Below are 22226 nucleotides of genomic sequence, written 5' to 3' on the forward strand. Positions count from 1 at the left end.
GGTAGAGCCACTTGTATCTCGGGTGGCTGTTTTGTATCAACGCGGACACGCTGGTTTTGGCTATTCTCAGTAACACACATTTCTCATCTGACAACGCTCGGATAGCTCTTTCTCGTATGCTTGCTGTCTATCAATAACAGCTATATTTCAGTCTTGCCTTTTCCATTAATCGATTACATATTAAGCACTTAAGGACCTCGCTGTGCAGACTTACGCGCCCAGTCAGTCATCACAACACGCATGCTCATTTTTATCGGAGGAAAGTGGGTTTGATGTCTAAAAAATGTTTAAATTCAATTGGTTGCAGCTATAAGTGTTTTCTGTGTTGTCAGAAAAATACACACGCTCGTTATTAAAATGTTATGTCATTCTGATGGAGTAGATAAAATTGGTCACTAAAGCACTTACTCTTCCTAAAGAAAATACAACTGAATCAATTGAAACAAGCCAAAGCATGTTACTTATAGGTGCCAATGGTTCAGGTAAAACTAGGTTAGGCACATGGATAGAGATAAATTCCCCACAAAAAGAGTTTGTGCATAGAATTTCTGCGCAAAAATCTTTGGCCTTACCGGATTCCACGACACCACAATCAATTGAGCAAGCGGAAAAAGATTTACTATTTGGTAACCCTGGATGGACTTATCAAAACAAAGTGAATAAATGGAGTAGCAAGCCCGCGACTACATTATTGAATGACTTCCAAAAACTCATGGTTTATTTGTTTTCCGACGAAACAGAAGAAAATGCTAAATTCAAAAGAGCGTGCATTGCTTCGGAAGATCGTGTTGCACCGCCGACAACTAAGATTGATCGAGTCAAAGAGCTCTGGGAAAAAATTCTTCCTCATAGAGAGTTGATCATTGGAGGGCTACGGATTCAAACACGGATAAAAGGGCAAGAAGACAAAATATATAATTCATCCGAAATGAGCGATGGAGAGAGAGTTATATTTTATCTTATTGGGCAATGTTTAGCGGCTCCAAAAGATGGCATCATTGTAATCGATGAACCTGAATTACACTTACATAAGTCAGTACAAGCGCCTTTATGGGATGCCATAGAAAAACTACGTCAAGACTGCCTTTTTGTTTATTTAACCCATGATGTCGATTTTGCAGCAGCCAAAGAAGCAACAAAATCTATCTGGTTAAAGTCATTCGATGGTCAAAAGTGGGATTGGGAGCTTATCAATGAAGATGAGAATCTACCAAATGAGTTGCTTATTGAAGTATTAGGCAGCAGAAAACCTGTTGTATTTGTCGAAGGAGAAAATGGGAGTTTTGATAGCAGCCTTTATCGAGAATTGTTACCTAACTTTCTTGTCATTCCTCGCGGTAGTTGCTCACAAGTAATTCAATCTGTAAAGGCACTAAAAGCTAACTCGCAAATTCATCATTTAGATGTATTTGGGGTAATAGATAGAGATAGGCGCCTCCAAACTGAAATAACGAAATTAGAGCAAGGTTCTGTATATGTGCTGGAAGTTGCTGAAGTCGAAAATTTATTTTGCACAGAGGAGGTATTAAAAATTGTAAGTGAAAGGCTTGCTCGTGATTCATCTAATGATTTCGCAACAGTATCCAATACAATTTTTGGACGACTCCAATCAGAACTTGAAACTCAGGTGTCACTGCATGTATCAAGTGAAATAAAATATAAACTTAACGTATTTGATGTCAGCCAAAAAGGTGCTGCTAATATTAATACAGCACTACAAAATTTAGTTACAAGTATTGACGTTAATCAAATATACTCAGATATAAATCAACGGTTAACCGATGTATTGGAAGCTAGAGATTATAAGCAACTACTAGCCTTATATAATCGTAAATCACTTTGTACTCAAGTTAGTACATCATTAGGTTTATCCAATGGTAGTTTACCTGAAACAGTAGTAAGGCTGATAAAGGGAGAGTGTAAAGAATCTTTAGTAACAGCCTTAAAGCCATATTTTGGTAACTTTCAGCAACACATGACATAACAAGTTGCTTAAACGGACAAAAAGCAGCTGGCTTTTGCTCGTTCCTCGCTTATTTTAGCCAGTTGTTTTATAACACGCGGGGTCAGGTCTTGTTTTTTATAACACGCGGGGTCAGGTCTTGTTTTTTGACAGCTTACCAATGCAAGCAAAAGAACAGACCTGACCCCGTTAACCTTTTAGCTGCCTCAAGGAAGATAAATACTATGCGTAAACTTGTAATAATTTTGGCTTTAATTGGCGCTCTAGTTGCTAGTTGGAATTACTTTACCTTGCAAAAAAAGTTATCTGACGTAGTCGCTTCAGACTCTAGAAATGAAGGGATTAGTATTTTTGTCCATTTTGACTGGTTTGTTAACCCAAGCGTTATAGTTTTTGATGTTCGAGGTGTTCAATCGGATAAAAGTCCAATGGATGTGACAAGAGTCCTATTACAGTTGTCTGAGAAGTTGAAAGACAAACAATACCACAGGGTTGTTTTGTCATTCAGAGGTCGTCAAAAATTCATGCTTGAAGGTAGCTTCTTTAAGGAAACCGGTATGGAATATGGTGTTCAAAATCCTGTTTATACTTTAAGGAACTTACCTCAAAATGTATACAATCTTGATGGCTCACAAGCTTTTTCAACTTGGACTGGTGGCTTAATCGGGGTGCTTGGAAAGCAAATGGAAGATTTAACTGAATTTCATAAACAATGGTATATAAACGAACTAGTTACCGGCAGCTAACAAACTGTTCAATAGGGGCTGCTAAAAATAAAGGGTCCGGTCTTGCTTTTTGCCAGCTTAAAGACCTGACTTTGTCATTCTTACCGCACTGCCGAAGTCACCTTTGAGGGTATCACTACGGATGAAGTGTCTTCGCAATCCTTTGCAGCCGTCCGTTCAGAAACTTAATTTGGCTTCAGCCAGATTGGTTTTCACTAATGAGCGTATCAGCTCGGCTAATTGTCTGTAAAAACCCCGGTTCGGTGAGTTCTGCCGCCATGCCAGTACGTGGGTGCGGTGCAGATTCAGGTCTTCTATATCCCTGACGACCAGTCCCTGAGGCTGGTGAATTTCAGAATAGATATAAACAATATGCGGGGTCACCCATTAGCCGTTTCCGGTCAACAGGGTGAGTAAGTTCCTGATGTCTTGTACACCATCCGTCTGCTTTAAAGTTGTTATTAGACCGCACCTGTCTTTTCATCGGCGGGTGTTGTTTCATTGAAACGCACCAGTCACCCATCAGGTTCTAGGCTTAACGATATTGCATAAGCCCCAAGCCGTGTCCGGCTCCAGAAAATGGTCAGTGCCCACGCATAGCCAGTTTAATTCAGATCTACGGCCTCTCAGGGCCAAACTCATCAGAGCTTATGCGTGAGGCGATTCAATAACATCTTTTTTAAGGTCCGCAGCTGTGATAATCAGGTCTTAAAGCTCGAAGCCAACCCCAAACACGTCATCAGCCGCGGAGTAACTTATCTAGCTGAAGGCGCGTTTTTCATCGAATGGTTCCTCACGCTTCAACATAAAATAACAGGCCCGGGCCAGTTTATTAGCAACGGCTTTCTTCGCAACCATCACATGACGTTTCTGTTGTTTTTTCAGATAGTAACGTTTAATCCCTGGGCTCCAGATTGCACCAAAGTGAGCCGCTTCCATAAATGCCCAGCTCAGATATTTATTACCGCTTTTAGCATTGCCATGGCCTTTTGTTTTGCCATTGCTGATTCTGTCAGCGCTGACACAGCGAGCATAAGAAGCATAGTTACCGGGGCCGGGGAAGCGTTCAATACTGCCTGTTTCCAGAACAATGGTTGAGGCAAGTACCTTCCCAACTCCCGGTATGCTGTTGATCAGGTCATACAGTACTGAATGACCCATTTGTTTATACACATCCCGTTCGATCAGTTTGATAGCCTTTGTCTGCCATTCCAACGCAAGAAAGGTTAGCTGAGCCCCCAGTCGTATAGGGGGATCAAACAATGAGTCGATTTGCTCTCCCTTCAGGGACTTTATTTGATTGGCAGACATTTGCAGTCCAGCCTGACGGGCAATGAGGCTTTGCAGGCTGAGCAGATAAAGTGTTCGTTGTCTGACAAACAGTAATCGCCGGCGGAGAAGGTCCCGCAAGCCCCGTTGTTCTGCCGGATAAATATACCCTTCAGGTAAGATGCCCAGACGTAACAGATGCGCCAGATGACGTGCATCACTCTGATCATTACAGTGTTTCAGGCCGGAGTACTGAGGAATAGCGGTGGTATGTGCCAACTTAACGTTGAAGCCCTGCTCAACCAGTTTGTCGACCAGCCAATACCAGTTATAAGTAGATTCCACCACACATGCATAGAGGTCTTGTTTGAAGCGTTGCAACACATCGAGAATGTGATGAATATCGTTAGGCAACCGTTTTTCAAAGCAGACCCGGTCATTTTCATTGATAATAGAGATGACGCAATTGTTGCTGTGTAGGTCGATACCGCAATAAAGTGTCATAGAAGCCTCCTTGGTTAGGTGGGTATTTTCACTTTAACGGATACCACCTGATTGAGGAGGCGGCTAGAAGATTATCAGGTCTTGTTTTTTGCCAGCTTACCAAAACATGTAAAAGGAAAGACCTGACCCCATTAATCTCTAAGTATTCGTAGCGCAGTATTATTATGGTTATACTCTTTGTAAAACAACAAGTAAACCAATTGATGAATACTTATCATGCGAAGCGTTAACCTTGTGAGGTGAAGGCCACTTGATTAAACCAACAAGAGAGTCAGGAGTTTCTTTAGTGACTTTTTTGTACAGAATATCAGCTTTTTGATGGTATTCATCTTCTTTATCTTCCCATTTTTCACCGTTAGTTATTGAAGATAGACAGATAATGTTTTGAATAACTACTGCGACTCTTCCAGGGTCTTGGATCTCTATCTCGTCATAATCAATGTCATCAAGTTGGTCTTTAGCTGACTGTATACTATCCCGCAATTTTTTTAGTCCAACTTCCACATCTGTAGATATAATGTATCTGGTTGCCTTAAGTTCTAGTAAGTCAGCACGTCTGCCATCTCGTTTAGAAAAAAGGGCTAAATCTAATCTTCCTTTTGATAGTCCACTTTTCCTAGAAACCTGAATTTCAGTTGTAGCGACAAAATTAGACTCGTATGCGGCAGCGACGAACAGAGGAGTGATTGCGATTTCCCTACCTGCACTAGGAAGAAATGCAGTTGGAATACGGTATTTTTCATATGCGAGACGAGTGTACTGAAGCGTCTTCTCAAGCATATCTCGCAGGTAAATTAGTCCTGATTCTTTTTTTGCTTTTATCTTTGGAGCCATATCCATTATCCTTTCAATAAAATATGCTTTAAATTTAACTTATTAGAACAAAATTACATACAGAGCGAGCACGAATATCTCTATTTTTGAAGCGTAAAAAATAAAGTGAACACCTGAGGTCAAGCCTTATCTTTTACATGCTTACCAAGACAAGCAACAGGAAAGGCTTGATCTTGCTAACCATTGCCACGTTACCCTATTAGGATGAATATTATGGCTGAAGGTCAGGAACACAGTGATTTAGCAGTCTTTAAATTAAAGCTGCTGAAAGGGAACGCTGGAAATGATTCTCCCGAAGCTTTAAAGCGATCAGCCAGTACCGAATTTAATACCAGCCTCGCTGGTGGGTTTAATGCCTTTGCAATTGTTTTGGTTGCTTGTGCATGGTTTTTGGCTTCCCGTTATTCGGCGGTAATGATAACGCTTGCATACTTTCTTATGAATGTGCTTTTTCTGATGATTATGATTCGAAAAAACAGAGAATTAAAAGCTGTTCGGAAACAACAATTAAGTGAGTTAAATAAAAATAAGTGAATTGGCAGGTATCGATTGAAAACTCTGGTGGTATGCAGGAATACTCACAAATATAAAGGGTCAGGTCTTTTTCTTTGCCAGCTTAATAGAAAAGCAAAAAGAAAGACCTGGCTCTGTTAACCTTACCGCACTGCTGAAGTCACCCTTTGGGGTATCGTCCTGGACGAAGTGTCTTCGCAATCCTTTGCCGTCGTGTATTCAGAAACTTAATTTGGCTTCAGCCAGATTGGTTTTCACTAATGAGCGTATCAGCTCGGCTAATTGTCTGTAAAAACCCCGGTTCGGTGAGTTCTGCCGCCATGCCAGTACGTGGGTGCGGTGCAGATTCAGGTCTTCTATATCCCTGACGACCAGTCCCTGAGGCTGGTGAATTTCAGAATACATATAAAGGGAGGGCAAGAAGGTTAATCCCATCTGCATGATCACCATCTGTCGGAGGGCGTCCAGACTGCTTCCTTCGTAATCCCTTGCGATTGTCGCACCCAGTTCGGAACAGAGGACTTCCATCTGCTGATAGCTACCGTACTGTTTTTCCAGTGTCAGTATATTCTGGCCTTCCAGATTCTCAGATCGGACTTTTTTCAGCTTAGCCAGCGGATGATCATCCGGTGTGATCAGTTTCATGGGTTCGTCAAACAGCACTTCTGTGGTCAGGCGAGGGTTGCCAAAGGGTTTTGGAATCAGTACCAGGTCCAGTCGCCCCTCAAGCAGGTCAAGCTCCAGGGCTTTAGGTGTGTTTTCCCGTACAAAGAGTTTAAGGGATGCATAGGTGTGATGTAGCCCCGGTAATATATGCGGCAGCAGGTAGGGGCCGACGGTGGGTGATACCCCCATCCGGAAGGTGCCTCCGGGCCCGTGATTCATCATGGCTGCCTGATCCAGCAGGCCATTCATTTCTTCAAGCACCTGGCGGGCGTTCAGCAGTATATCCCTGCCTGCCGGCGTCAGGGTCGCGCCGCTGCGGCTGCGTTCAATTAAGGTCAGGTTTAAGGTTTTTTCCAGATTATAGATCTGCGCTGTCAGCGTTGGCTGACTGATTTTGAGCTGTTCTGCAGCGCTACGGAATGTCGTGGATTCGGCCAGGCATACGAAGTATTCCAACTGCTTAATGGTAGGTGTTTTCAGGGCCATAGTTGTGGTTCTTTAGTATCATAACTTTTATATTGATAGGATTATCCTATCAATAAAATTAAATAATCTCTATTGAGCTATCAGTTGTTGAATCGCAATATTACGCCCCGTAGTTGATCTGGACTAATGAATAAGCCGCAATTTATTGATAGGTTGAGGCTTTCTGTGTTTCCGGAGAACCTTGCTTGCGAAAAGTAAAAGTCTGCTTGCTTGGTTCCATTTATGGTTAACTGCCATTAAGCTTGGGCGTCTGCCGGCTTTGACCCCGGTTACCCTAGCCGGACAAAACAAGAATAATTTCGGGAAAAATTGGAGCGATATTACATGCATATCGTTAAGTGGGCGGTAGTACTATCAGTATTCTGGTTGTTACTATCTGGCTTCATCGAACCTTTATTACTGAGCTTCGGTGTTATTTCAGTCGTTGTCGTACTCTTTGTACTGAAACGAATGGATAATGTCGAAACTGAGTCCGCGCCGATCGGCACAAGCCTTCGGCTTATCCGCTATCTTCCCTGGCTGATTGGGCAAATCATCAGTTCCAGCATCCACGTTACGAAACTCATCTGGGGCTCACCGGATAAGCTTTCGCCAGCTACCGCAAAAATCAGCTCAAAAGAGATTCCGTTAAGCAGCCGTGTCCTTTATGCAAATTCAATCACACTGACTCCCGGTACGTTGACTGTGGACATTGAAGATAAAGATGATGAAGTAATCGTCCATGCATTACACAAATCGTCTATCGATGATTTGAAAGAAGGTGAAATGGAAAGAAAGATTACGGGCATCTGGGGCAAAAACAAATGACAGATATTCTGGCAGCAGTATGCATTGCTATTCTGGTCGTCATGGGGATTGCCCTGGCCAGAGCATTTAAATCACCTACGGTTTATGACCGTATCCTTGGGGTCAATATGTTTGGCACCAAGACCGTTTTATTTATCGCGGTTTTAGGATTTTTGATGGGACGACCAGACTTTCTGGACATCGCCATTGTCTATGCGCTGATTAATTTTATTGGGATGGTCGCGGTACTTCGATTCTTCGAATATACCTCACCAATTGAATAACAACTGAGTATAAGTGGTAAGCCATGCTTTTCATTGACATTGTCAGTAGCATATTGCTTCTCGCAGGTATATTTTTTGGACTGAGCGGCGCTGTCGGGCTGTTCAGATTTCCAGATTTTTTCACCCGGGTACACGCAGCCAGTGTTACCGATTCTATTGCCGCCGTGTTAATTATTGGCGGTTTACTGTTACAAACTTCATTCGATCTGAATACGGCTAAGTTAGCGTTTATTTTGCTGTTTTTAATGGTCACCAGCCCTACAGCATCCCATGCACTGGCAAAGTCTGCCCGTCATGGTGGATTGCTTACTTTGGCGGAAACCCGTCCGAAAGATAAACAGGAGCATACTCAGTAATGGCAGAGTTTATTGATCTGGTGCTGCTGGCAATGCTTGCACTGACCGCCTTGTGGATCATTTTCTTAAAAGATCTGTTTGCCGTGGTAATGTTGTTCGGTATCTACAGTTTCCTTTCCGCGTTGATTTTTGTGAACCTTGATGCGGTTGATGTTGCCTTTACTGAAGCGTCAGTGGGGGCGGGTATATCTACCGTTCTGATGCTCGGAACGCTGGCGCTGACCGGCAGGCAGGAGAAACCTAGACTGAGCACCCGCTCTACGCTATTGCCGCTGTTTGTTGTCACGCTTACAGGTGCAGCGTTAATTTACGGCACGCTCGATATGCCTCCTTTCGGGCATCCTGATAACCCGGTGCATCAGCATGTCGCACCACGTTATATAGAAGAGTCACCGAAAGAAGTTGGCCTGCCGAATATGGTTACGTCGGTGCTGGCGAGTTATCGTGGCTTCGATACGCTGGGTGAAACGGTCGTAGTATTCTCGGCCTTCATCGGCGTTTTCTCTCTGCTGGGCGTACGACGTAAGAAGAAGAAAGATCTGGAATCGGGTCTGGAATCACACCGGGTGCTGCAAGTGATTGCGAAGGTCATTATTCCTTTGGTGATCCTGTTTGCTTTATACGTTCAGTTCCATGGCGACTTCGGCCCTGGCGGCGGTTTCCAGGCAGGCGTCATTGCGGCAGCGGCTTTCATTTTGTATGCCCTGGTTTTCGGCCTGCCCAAAGCATTTGCCGTCGTTGGACCCAAGTTCTTACAGTGGATGGCTGCTTTTGGCGTGCTGCTCTATGCCAGTGTCGGTTTGTACAGCATGTATAAGGGCGGAAATTTCCTTGATTACAACCAACTCGCCGCAGATCCGTTAGCCGGTCAGCACTATGGCATCATCATTATTGAGCTGGGGGTGGGTTTAACCGTGTTTGCGGTCATGCTGAATATTTTCTATGCCTTTGGCAGTCAGGCTGAGAGGTCAAACGTCCAGTGAACTTTATCCTCGATTATTACAACTACTGGATCGTCGTATTTCTGATGATGGCCGGTTTTTACATTGTTATTTCTGCGAACAATCTGGTTAAGAAAATTGTTGGCCTGAATGTTTTTCAGACCTCTGTTTTCATGCTCTATATATCCATGGGTAAAGTGACCGGAGGTACCGCACCTATCGTGGTGGAGGGGGTTACTCAATACTCGAATCCGCTTCCTCACGTACTTATTCTTACCGCCATTGTTGTAGGTGTTGCCACAACAGCGGTGGGGCTTTCACTGATTGTCCGGATTAAACGCGCTTATGGCACCGTTGAAGAGAATGAATTTGATAATAAGAAGGATGATGCAATCTGATGCTTGAACAACATTTGGCTGCGCTTCCTATCATACTGCCCATGATCGCAGCACCTATTGCACTTATTCTGGGCCGGTCAGTACTTTCCTGGGGCTTCGCTACCCTGGTCAGTGGTCTTGCATTTATATTCTCCTGGCAATTGCTGGCAGCAGCCTTATCTGATGGTGTGGTCAGCTATGCCGTTGGCGGCTGGGCGCCGCCCTGGGGAATCGAATTACGCGTTGATGTTGCTAATGCCTTTGTCTTATTGGCAGTAACGGCTATCTCCACTCTGGTGCTGGTGTATTCAAAAGACAGCATAGAGAAAGAGGTGAAAGCGGCAAATCACTCGCTTTTCTACACCGCACACTTGCTATGCCTTGCCGGTCTTTCAGGCATCCTGATTACCGGTGATGCGTTTAACCTCTTCGTGTTCCTGGAAGTCTCTTCACTGGCGACCTACGCCTTAGTGAGTCTGGCTTCGGACCGGCGTTGTCTGACAGCAGCATTCCGTTATCTGGTGATGGGGACTATCGGTGCGACCTTTATCCTGATCGGTGTTGGCTTGCTTTACATGAAAACCGGTACCCTGAATATGCTGGATCTGGCGGTCAGAATGGATGCTTACGACAGCAGCCGTACGATCAATACCGGTCTCGCGTTTATCATGGTCGGTGTCAGTCTCAAGCTTGCACTGTTCCCGTTGCATATGTGGTTGCCGCCGGCATATACCCATGCACCTTCGGCAGTGACAGCATTCCTGGCCAGTACGGCGACGAAAGTGGCGGTCTACGTCATGATCCGCTTTATCTTCACTGTGTTCGGCATTGAGCATGTCTTTGTTGATATGGGGATGGGCCTGATCCTGATGGTGCTGGCGGTTGTTGCTATCTTCAAATGCTCCTACATGGCAACAGTACAGGGTAACGTTAAGACCGTACTTGCCTACAGCAGTGTTGCGCAGATTGGCTATATGATCCTTGGGCTTAGCCTGGTGAGTGTCGCGGGGCTTATGGCCGGTATGATCCATATCTTTAACCACGCGCTGATGAAGGGAGCCCTGTTTATGGCTGTGGGCGCAGTGTTTTATCGCGTTGGCTCTGTCGATATCAAAGCGTTCGCGGGTCTGGGCAGAAAAATGCCTCTGACAATGGCGGCGTTTACCATCGCTGGCCTGAGTATTATTGGTGTACCGCTTACCGCTGGTTTTGTCAGCAAATGGTATTTAGTGACAGCAGCGCTGGAGCAGGATAACTGGATTGTAGCAGCGCTGGTACTGCTCGGTTCTCTGTTTGCGGTTGTCTATATTGGCCGGGTGCTTGAAGCGGCTTATTTCCAGAAACTGCCTGACTCCCAGAGTTCGAAAAACATCAAAGAAGTGTCCTGGCTGATGCTGGCGCCGATGTGGGTACTGGTGATTGCGAATATCTATTTCGGCATTGATACGTCCCTGACGACTGAAGCGGCGAATAGCGCTGCAGAGTGGCTTTTCCAGGCTGACAGTATGTCGGTGAGTAATACACAGGATGGTCAGATGTCAGACATTGTTGTGCAGGAGGTTTCATCATGAATCTCTGGCAGGCAATCGAACCGGCGCAGTTAATTGCGCTATCTATCTGTGTTCCTTTTATTGGTGCGCTACTGGTTATTGCGACGGGTAAATTCCCTAATCTGCGTGAAGCGGTGACGCTGATAACCGCCGGCATATTGTTCACTATTGTGCTGGCAATTACGGATTACACTTTCAACGGCGTCGCGCTTCAGTCCGATGTGGTTGAGATATTTCCGGGGCTTGGGATCAGCTTTGATGTTGAACCGTTAGGCGTGCTGTTTGCTATCGTTGCCAGCTTCCTGTGGATCGTGACCACCATTTATGCCATCGGCTATATGCGTGGCCATAATGAAGACAACCAGACGCGTTTCTTCTGCTGTTTTGCATTGGCAATCAGTTCAGTCATGGGTATCTGTTTTTCAGGCAACCTGCTGACGCTGTTCATCTTCTATGAGGTACTGACGCTTTCAACTTACCCTCTGGTAACCCATGCCGGCAACCATGCGGCAAAGCAGGGCGGGCGGGTCTACCTGGGCATTTTGCTGAGTACCTCAATCGCATTCCTGCTATTCGCGGTGCTGGGTACCTATGCCCTGACCGGAACGCTGGATTTCCGGGCTGGCGGTATCTTTGATGACTCCCATAATAAGGTGGTTCTCAGTGTTCTGCTGGTGCTGTTCTGCTACGGCGTAGGTAAAGCGGCTATTATGCCTTTCCACCGCTGGTTGCCCGCTGCGATGGTTGCACCTACTCCGGTAAGTGCCTTATTGCACGCCGTTGCGGTCGTAAAAGCCGGTGTGTTCAGCATTCTGAAGATCGTTATCTATATCTTTGGTATTGAAGGTCTGAAGGATCTGGCGACCACCGATGTCATGTTGTATATCGGTGCGGCGACCATAGTGCTGTCATCCTGTATTGCCATGACCAAGGATAACCTGAAGGCCCGTCTGGCTTACTCAACAGTGAGTCAGCTGAGTTATATCGTGGTCGGTGCTCTGCTTGCATCTTCCATCGCCAGTGCCGGCGCTGCCTTGCATATTGCGACCCATGCGGTCGGTAAGATCACGCTGTTCTTCTGTGCCGGTGCCATCATGGTTGCCAGCCATAAGAAAAATATCAGCGATATGGTGGGGCTGGGGCGCAAAATGCCTCTTACTTTCGCCGCGTTTACTATCGGTGCCATCAGTATTATCGGCTTGCCGCCGATGGCAGGTACCTGGAGTAAATGGTATCTGGCTATTGGCGCGTTAGAGACGGACAAACTCATCATCGTGGCAGTGCTGATGGTAAGTTCCCTGCTAAACATTGCTTACCTGTTACCGATTCCGATCAAGGCGTTCTTCAGCAAGCCTGCTGAAGGTGCACAGCCGTGGTCCTGGTCAGAAACTAAGGAAGCGCCGTTACCGATTCTGATTGCGCTGTCGATCACGTCTGTTGGTTGTCTGGCACTGTTTTTCTATATGCAGCCCCTGGTCGATCTTATTAATATGATTCCGGGAGTCTCAACCGATATGGCAGCTTCAACGAATATGGGGGAGGGCTAGATGTCTGATAATCATGATTCAGATGGCTGGTTTGATAAGCCGGAAAACGTTAAAAAAATGTTAAAAGTTTTCTATGTTATCTGCGGCCTGTTAGTTCTGGTTGATTTTATGGTGAACCGGCATATCTATCATGACTGGGAGAACATCCCAGCATTTTATGCCATCTACGGTTTTATTGGTTGTGTTGTTCTGGTGCTTATCGCGACAGAGATGCGTAAGTACCTGATGCGTGGGGAAGATTACTACGATGAATAGTGTTATACCGTTTCTTCCTTTGTTGCTGGGTGCACTGGCGGCGATATTTCTGCGGGGCTGGCTGCGCAATCTGATAATGATTGTTGCGCCAATTCTGGGGGCTATAAACCTGATGGGGATGGACCATGGTGTGTTCTGGTCCCTTGAGTTTATGGGGTATGCCCTGGAGCCGGTAAAAGTAGACAAACTCAGCCTGATGTTTGGTTATCTTTTCCATCTTGCCTCGTTGATAGCGGTTATCTATGCGCTGCATGTTAAAGATACCGTTCAGCATGTGGCTGGTCTGGCTTATGCAGCAAGTGCAGTGGGTGCGGTGTTTGCTGGCGATCTGCTTACGCTGTTTATTTTCTGGGAACTGCTGGCGCTGACGTCGGTATTCCTGATCTGGGCCCGCCGGACGGACCGTGCTTATTCTTCCGGCATTCGCTACCTGATTATTCAGGTATTATCCGGCGTCCTGTTGCTCGTGGGCCTGTTGATTTTCGCCCAGGTAAATAACAGTCTGCTGTTCACCCAGATCGGCCTGCAACATGAAGGTATTGCCCAGATCGGAGCCTGGTTAATTTTCTTTGGCTTTGGTATCAAGTGTGCGTTCCCGTTTATGCACAACTGGCTAACCGACTCTTACCCTGAGGCAACGCCCAGCGGTACAATTTTCTTAGCTTCATTCACAACGAAGGTAGCGGTATACGCCTTTGCCCGGGGTTTTCCGGGGGAAGAAATTCTGGTCTGGATCGGCGTCACCATGGCGTGTTTCCCAATCTTCTTTGCCGTAATTGAGAATGATCTGCGACGGGTACTGGCTTACAGTCTGATTAACCAGATCGGCTTTATGATCGTGGGTATTGGTATTGGTACTGCAATCGCGCTGAATGGTGCCGTCGCACACGCCTTTAATGACGTTATCTTTAAAGGCCTGCTGATGATGACCATGGGTGCGGTATTGCACATGACCGGTAAGATCAATGGCTCCGAGTTGGGTGGCTTATATAAAAGTATGCCTAAAACCACGGTGCTCTGTATTGTCGGTGCTGCCTCTATCTCGGCTTTCCCACTGTTCAGCGGTTTCGTATCCAAGTCGATGATTATGGCTGCAGCGGTTGCCGAAGGTTATGATGTGGTTTGGCTGTTGCTGTTGTTTGCTGCTGCAGGTGTATTCCATCACGCGGGCATCAAGATCCCTTACTTTGCCTTCTTTGCGCACGATTCAGGTATCCGTACAACTGAGCCGCCTAAAAACATGCTTGTCGCCATGACGTTGGCAGCAGTAGCATGCGTTGTTTTAGGTACTTTCCCGGCCCAGACGGTTTATGCCCTGTTACCGTGGGAGCATAGCTATCAGCCTTATGATGTTACTCACGTGTTAACTCAGCTGCAGTTGCTGTTCTTCTCGGCGCTCGCGTTTGTATGGCTGAACATGAAGAATATGTATCCGCCTGAGCTGCCATCGACCAATCTCGATGCTGACTGGTTCTACCGTAAGCTTGCGCCGGCTGTTGTGAAACGGGTGGCGAGCACAACCTACGGTGCGTATGTCAGCGTTGAAAATTCTGTCATCCATTCAGTCAAACGAATGGTACAGAATTCATATGATGCCGAGGCAGGCCAGCCAAAGGGTTACTTTGCCAAGCTATGGCCAACTGAAACCATGGTTGTCTGGGTAGCGATATTGCTGGTGGTCTATCTGTTATTTTATTACCTGCACTGATTATCCTGACTGCTATTAGTTTCAGATAGCAGTTTCAGATAGCAAAATTGCGGATTAAACGACATTCTGGCGTTACCCCGGCTCTTCGGGTAGCCAGTAAAGAACCTCTCAGTCTATTCTTAGGCTGAGAGGTTTATTTTCTGAAAGGCTTTTTTCCTGGAAGGCTTATTTTTAAAAGAGAAGCCCCATTATTGTTTTGCTGATTTTACGGGCAAAATCTGCAGTTTTCGTTCATTCATTCCCGTGTGAGGCCCCACCATGGTAAAGCCATTGTCTTCCGATACTTCTTCAGGCGTTACGACGCTTGATGAACTGTCCAACCTGGCTGATTACTCGTTTCTGGAGACACTCAACTGTGATCCGGATGCGGATGAAAACGGCGCTGAACATGCGCCGCGGCAGGTCTTTACCGGGCATTATGTGCCTGTCACCCCGACACCTATCCAGAATCCTGAGTACATTGCTCACAGCAAAAGCTTTTTCCGGGAGCTTGGCTTTGCCGACAGCCTGGCGCAGTCGGCCGATTTTATGCAGATGTTCTCCGGCGATATGGCTCAGGTACCTGCGCCATTGCGCAGTACTGGCTGGGCGACCGGGTATGCGCTGTCTATCTATGGCACTGAATATTATCAGCAATGTCCGTTTGGCACCGGTAACGGTTACGGCGATGGCCGCGCGCTGTCTGTACTGGAAGCGGTTCTTAACGGTCAGCGCTGGGAGATGCAGTTAAAAGGCGCTGGCCGCACTCCGTATTGCCGCGGTGCTGATGGGCGTGCAGTTCTGCGTTCCAGTGTTCGCGAGTTTCTGGCGCAGGAGCATATGCATGCGCTGGGTGTTCCTACGTCCCGTTCGCTGAGTCTGTATGTTTCAAAAACCGAGACAGTAGACCGGCAATGGTACTCAGAAGGCTCCCGCTCACAGAATCCGGATCGGGTTATCGCTGAACCTGTTGCCATTTCGACACGGGTGGCACCTTCATTTATCAGGGTTGGTCAGCTGGAACTCTTTGGGCGGCGCGCCCGCAAAGGCGAGCATCCTGAAGCGATGATTGAGCTTGAAATGCTCGTCCTGCACCTGATTGATCGTGAGTACGCTGACGTTATCGACAGCCGGTTAGAGATGGTCGACAAGATACTGCTGCTGGCGCAGGCGTTTCGTGATCGGTTGAGTTCACTGGTGGTGAACTGGATCCGTGTTGGGTATTGCCAGGGTAACTTCAACAGCGACAACTGTGCTGTGGGCGGTTTCACACTCGACTACGGTCCGTTTGGATTTTGCGAACTGTTCAACCCGCGTTTTCAGCCCTGGACCGGCGGTGGAATGCACTTTTCATTTTACAATCAGCCGGTGGCCGCAGAGGCCAATTTCCACATGTTCTGCAGTGCGTTAAAGCCTTTGCTAGCCTCGGACCCGGTTGTTTTACAACAACTGGACGAGATTCCGGCGGGCTTTGCTCAAACAATACAGGCGCAAACCGAGCAGATGTGGGCGAGCAAGCTGGGTCTTGAGCATTTTGATGGCGCTTTATTAGACGAGCTGCAAACACTCATGCTGGAAACTGCGGTCGACTACACGATTTTCTTCCGTGAACTGTCGGAAATCCCTGACGATATTGAGCCGCTCAAAAAGAGCTTCTACAGAGGGCCTGCTTACCGGGCAGATCCGGATGCAATGGACCTGCGCTGGTCACAGTGGTTGACGAATTGGCGCTCACTGATTGAGAGTTCTACGGAGACTTACGACAGGGACTTGCTTTCTGCGCAGATGAAACAGGTCAACCCCAAATATAGCTGGCGGGAATGGCTGGTTGTACCTGCTTATCAGCAGGCACGCCTGGGTAATTACGAGCTGGTGCGGGAGCTTCAGGAGGTAATGACGCAGCCATATGCTGAGCAGTCACAGGAAGTAGAGGACAAGTACTACCGGCTTAAACCGTTTGAGTATTTTGAAGTTGGTGGCTTGTCGCATTACAGTTGTTCATCTTGATGCTTTGAAAATGTATTCCCGTAACCGCTGACTATTAGTTGGCTACTGGGCTGGCCTTTATTTGTCCGGACGCCTCAGAGATTGAGAAAAGTGCCGGCATACGGCCGCTTATTTAATCTACTCATTGTCTGCTCCGTCAGGGGCAGCAGAACACAAAAGGTAATCTGTTTATGGCGTTAAAAATGGCCAAAGGGTCGTTGTTTGCAGTGCTGTTGCGATCCAACTGGTGGTACAGCGTATTAATTGGCCTGTTCATTCTCTTGGTCAGTTTGGCGCTTACCGACGCAAAGTATGTGGTTTTAAGTATCACAGGTTCACTGCCGTTTTTAATAATCGGTGCGATTGCTGCCTATAAACAGCTACAGCAACCTTCGCAAAAGCGGGTACTGGACGTTGTTCAGCAAGCTAGAGAAATGCCGGCCGGGGTCATCGCTGAAAAAGTAGCCGCTAATTACATAAAAAGTGGCTACGAGAGCAGCGTGTTTAAAGGCAATGGCGCAGATATGGTGTTAACCCACGGTGGTAGAAAACTGTTGCTGAGCAGTAAGCGGTTTAAAGCGGCTAATACGGGAACAGAGCCTCTCAAGTTACTCGTTGCTGCGGGGAAAAATACCGAAGCGACGGGATTCCTTTACGTGACCTTAGGTGAAGTCTCCGACGCCGCTGTTAAGTATGCGCAAGAGCACAGTATTGAGCTGATTCAGTCGGACAGGCTCGCGGTGTTGTTTGATGGCAAGGCGAAGATTAGCTAATCATATACAAATGGGTCAGGTCTTTTTTATTAGCTTATCAATACAGGCAAAGGGAAGACCTGATGCTGTTAATCAGCAAACATAGAGTTATTTCGGCTCGTATGAAATTTTTATCTATAGGCTTTTATCCATAAGTAACGTCACTGTTCGCAACTCTTTTCACATAGTATGAATTAAGCAGCTAGAAGTTATTCGCCCAAGCTGATAAATATCTAAAAGGCTCCGTCGTGTAATACAGAGTCAGATTGCTTAGCAAGTGCTAACAGCTTATATCTAATGTCCCTTATCGTGCGCTCTTCCGCTACTTCAGGCAGAGATACTAAGTATGCAGCGTACTCTATACCGGGTACATCAGGGCACACTCTTACCAAAGGATTGCTAGGTTCATTAAACATCTGTAAATGACGATCAGCCCCCATTGCAACTCCTCCACCCTGTGCTGCTATTGTTACTGCTTTATCCATCGCAGAGTAGCGTCCGGCTTCAGTCAGTGATTGACTGCTTATATTCTGATTATGGAACCAGTCATGCCAAGCTGACCAAATTCCGCCACGACTCCCCCAATCATCGACAAATAATAGTTGGGTTGTGAGAAGTTCTTCACTTTTTTTCAGCTTATGTTTAATGGCAAATTCCTGGCTGCAAACAGGAAAGACAACTTCGCTAAAAAGAATATCCGTAATCAGCTCTGGTTCAACAGACTTGCCATAGCGAATATCAATATCGATTTCCCCAGCTGCTAAGTTAGCTTCTTGAGAAGAGGCGTCAATTTTTATGCCCTGTACCCCTTGTTCACGCAATTGATCCAGTGCGGGTGCTAACCAGCGAATTGCGAGTGCGGGAGTGGCGCTGATCGTTATATTACGGTCAGCGTTCTCTCTGCGAACTGCATTAGTTGCACGCGCGAGTAAATCAAATCCCTGACTAAGCTGCTCTGCATAATGTCTACCTGTTGCTGTCAGAGTTAAGCGTTTATTTTTGCGGTCAAATAAACGCACTCCTAAACTTTTTTCTAAAGTTCTTATTTGGTGGCCAACAGCGCTGGGAGTTACGGCCAGTTCTTCAGCAGCAGGCGCTAAACTTTCCCAACGGGCAGTTACTTCAAAAGCTCGCAAGCTGTTTAAGGGGGGTAAACGTTTAGACATTGACTAATTTAACTCCTTTTTGCGTAGATTTTTTCTCTTCAAATGTTGGTGGACTCAATCTAGAGTACCTGAATATAGCAGGGGGCAGCACCTGTGCAGAAGAAAATAGTTTGTAGTCGCGGTAAAAAATTCCGCAATGGGAGTTCTTCACTATGAGGCAAAGTACACTAGCCCATTTAGCAAAGTTGGTTAGCTTTAAAACCATTTCAGCAGATTCAAACATTGAATTGATTAATTACATCAACCACGTTCTTGAAGAGCATGGAGTTGTTGGAACTGTAGTACCTAATAGTGATGGTACGAAAGCAAATTTATACGCCACTGTTGGTCCTTTAGTTAGTGGTGGAGTTGCTTTGTCAGGACACAGTGATGTGGTGCCTGTTCAAGGTCAAAAATGGTCTACTGATCCGTTTGCTTTAAGTAAACAAGGAGCACGGTTATATGGCCGGGGCACTTGTGATATGAAGGGATTCATTGCGGTTTGCTTAAGCATGTTGCCAGATATGCTCAGGGCAGATCTAAAAAGACCAATCCATTTAGTAATTTCATATGATGAAGAAACTACTTGCCAGGGGGTTGTCTCCGCTATTCAGGATATGAAATTAAAATTGCCACCAATCAAGGCCGTAATAATTGGAGAACCCACCAATATGCAGCCAGTCACTGCTCACAAAGGAGCTTACGGTTATATTTTTAAAGTAACAGGTGTTGCTGCTCACTCAAGTTTACCGCATCTGGGCGTTAGCGCTGTTTCATTAGCCAGCCAATTAATCTGCTGGTTAGATGGTTTAATTATAAAAAACAAACTAAATGCTGAACCAGGCCCCTTCATTCCAAATTACAGTAGTGGCCACGTCGGACTAATTAATGGTGGTAATGCCTGTAATATTTTAGCCGACAGCTGCGAATTTCACTGGGATCTACGTACTCTTCCTCAAGATAATTATCATGATTTTTTGAAGGTTCTGGATCATAAAATTGACCAGATAATCAAGCAGGCAGACAACATTGTACCGGGATCTCGCATCGAATACCGCGAGGACTACGGGGTACCAGGCCTGATCGATAATATTGATAGTGATGCTGAGTTGCTAGCGTGTAGGCTTAGTGAAATAAGTCAACCAAATGTTGCTTCTTTTAGTTCAGAAGCAGGGGTCTTTCAGAGTGCAGGCCTATCCTGTGCGCTATTGGGACCTGGTTCCATAGAGCAGGCACATATTGCTGATGAATTTATAGAAATAGAGCAGCTTAGCGCCTGCGAAGCATTATTGGGCCGATTGATTATCGAGCAATGCCAAAACGATTCTGACTAACCACTCTTAAAAATTACCTGAGCGTTAAAAGATAAAATAGGATCAGAAAATGACGACTGCTAACACTATCATTAACACCCAAAGCACTACCGAAGGCTTAAAAGTAAAGATAGAGCGTAATGGCAACAGTAAAGAGCACTTCTTCTCGTGGTTATGGCTGGTAGACCACAGCCAGGAGCAAGAATGTTTTCATCCTTATGCTAAGCAGCGCTTATTAGAAACCTTCGCTCTTGAATTACCAACTGTCGCTACGGGTATAGAAATCAGTGAGGACCTACAACGTTTAACATTGACTTGGCCAACCGGTAAGGTGATCAATTATACCGCCGACTACCTGCAAACTGTTACTCAATCTAACGGGTTGTATGATGTGATAAAGCAGCCGGTAACTCTTTGGGACGCCAACACCGATCGTAAGTTGTTTTGTCAGGTCGATCACCAAGACTACCTTCATGATGATGAAGTATTACTGAAAGCCTTGCACGGTATACGTGAGATGGGCGTAGCTATTATTAGAGACGTTCCTCTGAAAATAAGTGCTGCAAGAGAAGTAATGGAGCGTATTAGCTACATTCGGTCCAGTATATTTGGTGAAATGTGGCAATTGAAATCAGATGGCAAGATCGCGGATACCGGATCAACGCCTCTTGATATATCACCTCATTCCGATGGTACATACAGCCACGATGCTCCGGGTGTAATGAGTTTATTGTGTATAGATTATGACGCCAAAGGCGGTGATAACGTATTGGTTGATGGTTTTAAAATTGCTCAGCTTATGAAGCTAAATCATCCCGAGGCGTATGAGCTTTTAAGCCATGTAGAGATTCCCGGTCAATATATTGGAGATGGGGCGTATCTGGTTGCTCAGCGCCCCGTATTTCATCATAAAAATGGTCGTCTGCTTCAAGTGAGCTTCAATAATCACGACAGAGCACCCTTTATTTTGCCTGAGCCGCAAATGAGTCAGGTGTATGAAGCGTTAAAGATTTTTGACCGACTCAGTAAAGATGTTAGTAATCAGTTCACTTTAGCCATGCGCCCTGGAGATATGATCATTTTTGATAATTGGCGTCTGCTTCATGGTCGCAAAGCTTTTGAGGGGCAACGTCATATGGCTGGCAGTTATATAAATCGAGAAGATTTTGAAAGTCGTCTGCGTATGCTTCAGCCACGACCACTGGATATGTTAGTTAACCGAGAGCGCATCGATGTCTAGATTTCTGTCAGATAATGTCAGTGGTGCTCACCCTGAGATAGTTCAAGCATTGCTAGAGGCTAATGAGCAAAATTCAGCGCCTTATGGTGATGACCCTTATAGTGATGCGCTTGACCAGATCTTTTCTGAATTTTTTGGTACTCCGGTCTCTGTTATTCCCTGTCTGAGCGGCACTGCAGCGAATGCTCTGGCTATATCGCTCGTAGCGGGGGCCACTCAATCTGTATATGTTCATCAAGACTCTCATATTTACCAGGATGAATGTAATGCTCCGGAGTTTTATAGCTGTGCCCGTTTAATTCCTTTTACAGACGTTGATTCAATCGGCAGTGCCAAATTGACTCAAGAAATGTTTAAAGCAATAGAAGGGCGCAAAGGAGATCGCCACAGCGTACAAGCTGCGGCGATCTCTATTGCCCAAATTAACGAGCTGGGTGAGTTATATCAGCCAGATGAGATTCGGGCACTTGCTGACTATGCGCATGGTCAAGGGCTTAAATTGCATATGGACGGTGCTCGCTTTGCTAACGCAGTGGCGGCTTTAGATTGTCACCCTGCAGATATCAGCTGGCGCTCTGGTGTCGATATACTTTCATTTGGTGCGACTAAGAACGGTTGCTTCGGTGCCGAGGCAGTTGTGCTATTTAACCCTCAACAGAAACAAGAAGCGAAATACCGGGCAAAGCGAGCTGGCCAGTTAGTCTCTAAGATGCGTTTTGTATCAGCGCAGCTTCTCGCCTATATCAAAAATGATTTATGGATAAGAAATGCCCGCGTAGCTAACCTTGCTGCAGAAAAATTGGCTAAACAACTTAGTCAGTTTACAGATATAAAAGCGGAAACGCCTAAAGCCAACATGCTTTATGTCACATTACCTGCTTTTATGACGACCGTACTGAATAAGGCAGAGTTATCAGGGTATTTTGAAGAAGTTGAAAACAACTTGTATTCAATGCGCCTTTGTACTTCATGGGATACTCGTGATGAGGATATAGAAGTATTCATCAAGACGTTACAAGCTGCGGTTCTTGATAACAACTAAGCATA

22 protein-coding genes are annotated in these 22226 nt (G+C 45.9%); 17 read left to right on the forward strand and 5 right to left on the reverse strand.

Features of this window, described 5'->3' with window-relative positions; genetic code table 11:
• Positions 1 to 388 precede the first annotated feature (388 nt).
• Both PCI15_RS09545 and PCI15_RS09550 read left to right on the forward strand, forming a co-directional pair.
• Positions 389 to 1984 carry a DUF4435 domain-containing protein gene (locus PCI15_RS09545; RefSeq protein ID WP_271274097.1) on the forward strand — a complete coding sequence of 532 codons (1596 nt, stop codon included), beginning with the start codon at positions 389 to 391 and terminating at the stop codon, positions 1982 to 1984.
• Between the two features lie 203 nt (positions 1985 to 2187).
• Positions 2188 to 2709 (forward strand): hypothetical protein, encoded by a 522-nt coding sequence (locus PCI15_RS09550; RefSeq protein WP_271274098.1) that lies wholly within the window; start codon positions 2188 to 2190, stop codon positions 2707 to 2709.
• A gap of 156 nt (positions 2710 to 2865) precedes the next feature.
• Here the strand turns inward: PCI15_RS09550 and PCI15_RS09555 are convergent, their stop codons facing one another.
• From PCI15_RS09555 to PCI15_RS09565, 3 genes are all read right to left on the reverse strand, one after another.
• Positions 2866 to 3072 carry a type 2 periplasmic-binding domain-containing protein gene (locus tag PCI15_RS09555; protein ID WP_271274099.1) on the reverse strand — a complete coding sequence of 69 codons (207 nt, stop codon included), beginning with the start codon at positions 3070 to 3072 and terminating at the stop codon, positions 2866 to 2868.
• A gap of 375 nt (positions 3073 to 3447) precedes the next feature.
• The gene (locus PCI15_RS09560; RefSeq protein ID WP_271274100.1) at positions 3448 to 4461 is read right to left on the reverse strand and encodes an IS110 family RNA-guided transposase; all 1014 of its coding nucleotides are present in this window, start codon (positions 4459 to 4461) and stop codon (positions 3448 to 3450) included.
• A gap of 168 nt (positions 4462 to 4629) precedes the next feature.
• Entirely contained in the window at positions 4630 to 5295 is a 666-nt protein-coding gene (locus tag PCI15_RS09565; RefSeq protein ID WP_271274101.1) for a hypothetical protein, read from the reverse strand.
• A 213-nt stretch (positions 5296 to 5508) separates the two neighbouring features.
• Here PCI15_RS09565 and PCI15_RS09570 point away from each other — a divergent pair, with 213 nt between their 5' ends.
• Positions 5509 to 5829 (forward strand): hypothetical protein, encoded by a 321-nt coding sequence (locus PCI15_RS09570; protein ID WP_271274102.1) that lies wholly within the window; start codon positions 5509 to 5511, stop codon positions 5827 to 5829.
• Between the two features lie 198 nt (positions 5830 to 6027).
• Here the strand turns inward: PCI15_RS09570 and PCI15_RS09575 are convergent, their stop codons facing one another.
• On the reverse strand, positions 6028 to 6960 hold the full coding sequence (locus PCI15_RS09575) for a hydrogen peroxide-inducible genes activator (protein ID WP_271274103.1): 933 nt from the start codon (positions 6958 to 6960) through the stop codon (positions 6028 to 6030).
• A gap of 324 nt (positions 6961 to 7284) precedes the next feature.
• Here PCI15_RS09575 and PCI15_RS09580 point away from each other — a divergent pair, with 324 nt between their 5' ends.
• The 11 genes from PCI15_RS09580 to PCI15_RS09630 all read left to right on the forward strand — a co-directional run bounded on the left by PCI15_RS09580 (position 7285) and on the right by PCI15_RS09630 (position 17502).
• Positions 7285 to 7767: a Na+/H+ antiporter subunit E gene (locus PCI15_RS09580; protein WP_271274104.1), complete on the forward strand. Its 483-nt coding sequence runs from the start codon at positions 7285 to 7287 to the stop codon at positions 7765 to 7767.
• Positions 7764 to 8030 (forward strand): MrpF/PhaF family protein, encoded by a 267-nt coding sequence (locus tag PCI15_RS09585; protein ID WP_271274105.1) that lies wholly within the window; start codon positions 7764 to 7766, stop codon positions 8028 to 8030. The genes PCI15_RS09580 and PCI15_RS09585 overlap by 4 nt, the downstream gene beginning before the upstream one ends.
• A 23-nt stretch (positions 8031 to 8053) precedes the next feature.
• Positions 8054 to 8386, forward strand: coding sequence for a monovalent cation/H(+) antiporter subunit G (gene mnhG / locus PCI15_RS09590; RefSeq protein WP_271274106.1), 333 nt, complete (start codon positions 8054 to 8056; stop codon positions 8384 to 8386).
• Entirely contained in the window at positions 8386 to 9369 is a 984-nt protein-coding gene (locus PCI15_RS09595) for a DUF4040 domain-containing protein (protein ID WP_271274107.1), read from the forward strand. The genes mnhG and PCI15_RS09595 overlap by 1 nt, the downstream gene beginning before the upstream one ends.
• Positions 9366 to 9725 (forward strand): cation:proton antiporter subunit C, encoded by a 360-nt coding sequence (locus PCI15_RS09600; RefSeq protein WP_205655897.1) that lies wholly within the window; start codon positions 9366 to 9368, stop codon positions 9723 to 9725. Before PCI15_RS09595 ends, PCI15_RS09600 begins: the two co-directional genes overlap by 4 nt.
• Positions 9725 to 11275 (forward strand): monovalent cation/H+ antiporter subunit D family protein, encoded by a 1551-nt coding sequence (locus PCI15_RS09605; RefSeq protein WP_271274108.1) that lies wholly within the window; start codon positions 9725 to 9727, stop codon positions 11273 to 11275. Before PCI15_RS09600 ends, PCI15_RS09605 begins: the two co-directional genes overlap by 1 nt.
• Positions 11272 to 12801, forward strand: a complete 1530-nt coding sequence (locus tag PCI15_RS09610) for a monovalent cation/H+ antiporter subunit D family protein (protein ID WP_271274109.1) — start codon at positions 11272 to 11274, stop codon at positions 12799 to 12801. The genes PCI15_RS09605 and PCI15_RS09610 overlap by 4 nt, the downstream gene beginning before the upstream one ends.
• Complete coding sequence (locus PCI15_RS09615; RefSeq protein WP_271274110.1) at positions 12802 to 13056, forward strand: hypothetical protein; 255 nt, start codon at positions 12802 to 12804, stop codon at positions 13054 to 13056. It abuts the gene before it with no gap.
• On the forward strand, positions 13049 to 14764 hold the full coding sequence (locus PCI15_RS09620; protein ID WP_271274111.1) for a Na(+)/H(+) antiporter subunit D: 1716 nt from the start codon (positions 13049 to 13051) through the stop codon (positions 14762 to 14764). Before PCI15_RS09615 ends, PCI15_RS09620 begins: the two co-directional genes overlap by 8 nt.
• Positions 14765 to 15022: 258 nt before the next feature.
• Positions 15023 to 16750: a protein adenylyltransferase SelO gene (locus tag PCI15_RS09625; RefSeq protein WP_271274112.1), complete on the forward strand. Its 1728-nt coding sequence runs from the start codon at positions 15023 to 15025 to the stop codon at positions 16748 to 16750.
• A 170-nt stretch (positions 16751 to 16920) separates the two neighbouring features.
• Entirely contained in the window at positions 16921 to 17502 is a 582-nt protein-coding gene (locus PCI15_RS09630) for a restriction endonuclease (protein WP_271274113.1), read from the forward strand.
• A gap of 212 nt (positions 17503 to 17714) precedes the next feature.
• Here the strand turns inward: PCI15_RS09630 and PCI15_RS09635 are convergent, their stop codons facing one another.
• Positions 17715 to 18647 (reverse strand): LysR family transcriptional regulator, encoded by a 933-nt coding sequence (locus PCI15_RS09635; RefSeq protein ID WP_271274114.1) that lies wholly within the window; start codon positions 18645 to 18647, stop codon positions 17715 to 17717.
• A 152-nt stretch (positions 18648 to 18799) separates the two neighbouring features.
• Between PCI15_RS09635 and argE the strand changes: the two genes are divergently transcribed.
• From argE to PCI15_RS09650, 3 genes are read left to right on the forward strand one after another with little or no spacing between them, the layout of a single operon-like run.
• Positions 18800 to 19960 carry an acetylornithine deacetylase gene (gene argE / locus PCI15_RS09640; RefSeq protein ID WP_271274115.1) on the forward strand — a complete coding sequence of 387 codons (1161 nt, stop codon included), beginning with the start codon at positions 18800 to 18802 and terminating at the stop codon, positions 19958 to 19960.
• Between the two features lie 49 nt (positions 19961 to 20009).
• Entirely contained in the window at positions 20010 to 21179 is a 1170-nt protein-coding gene (locus tag PCI15_RS09645; protein WP_271274116.1) for a clavaminate synthase family protein, read from the forward strand.
• Complete coding sequence (locus tag PCI15_RS09650; RefSeq protein WP_271274117.1) at positions 21172 to 22221, forward strand: threonine aldolase family protein; 1050 nt, start codon at positions 21172 to 21174, stop codon at positions 22219 to 22221. The genes PCI15_RS09645 and PCI15_RS09650 overlap by 8 nt, the downstream gene beginning before the upstream one ends.
• The last annotated feature ends 5 nt before the right edge of the window (positions 22222 to 22226 follow it).

The sequence above is a fragment of the Aliamphritea hakodatensis genome, assembly GCF_024347195.1.
Taxonomy (GTDB): Bacteria; Pseudomonadota; Gammaproteobacteria; order Pseudomonadales; family Balneatricaceae; genus Amphritea; species Amphritea hakodatensis.